The sequence below is a fragment of the Photorhabdus aballayi genome (assembly GCF_026153155.1).
Classification (GTDB): Bacteria; Pseudomonadota; Gammaproteobacteria; order Enterobacterales; family Enterobacteriaceae; genus Photorhabdus; species Photorhabdus luminescens.
This window is the reverse complement of the sequence record NZ_JAPFCD010000143.1, coordinates 1-660: the sequence shown is the minus strand read 5'-3', so window position 1 is coordinate 660 and position 660 is coordinate 1. Positions and strand designations below refer to the sequence as shown.

1 protein-coding gene is annotated in these 660 nt (G+C 44.7%); it reads right to left on the bottom strand.

Annotated elements, in window-relative coordinates:
• On the bottom strand, positions 1–660 hold a 660-nt coding region (locus OO184_RS24945; RefSeq protein WP_265381455.1), incomplete at both ends, for a phage tail protein.

The window sequence follows — 660 nt, the reverse complement described above, 5'->3', positions numbered from 1 at the left end:
TAATTAAAGGCGACATTGCGGGGGCGGGTAACACCAATAAATTTTGCTTCCGTAGTCCAAGTTGACGTATTATCGAATACTGATCTCGCTCTTACTTGAACATTGCTACTATGCGGAATATCCCAGTTCAATGCTGCTCGGTTATTCAGCGAGAAGTTAACAACGTTGTCCAGAGGATTATTAGTTTCTTGTACTAAATAAGCCCCCTCTTGCCATGTGCCACACACTCGCCCCGGATCAACACCTCGACTATCATCCCAACCCCGGATAAATTCACCCCGTAAGTCAGGAAGCCGCCCAGATGGATAAGAGGTTGCTAATTGCGGATATAGGGATTTATTAAATGATTGACCATTGCATGCGAGATAACCAGCAGGGGTATTAGGTAACGGCCAAGGAATTGGAGAACCAACCGGGATATTATTTGCTGCGTTAACATCATCAAGTGTCGCTAGTGTGCCGTCCTTTCTCGGTATGTAAATTGATTTGTCTTCATATGAAATTACTAACATCTCAGCCGCAGTACGCGGCTGAGTTTGTATTATTGTTCGACGCATTTCAGAAGAAGACTCAAGTATTAGTGTTGCATAGTTGCTATCAGTGCTTATTGTGTGCGCTCCTGATTTGAATGACCAGGCTGATTCGCGTGGCAACGCACTG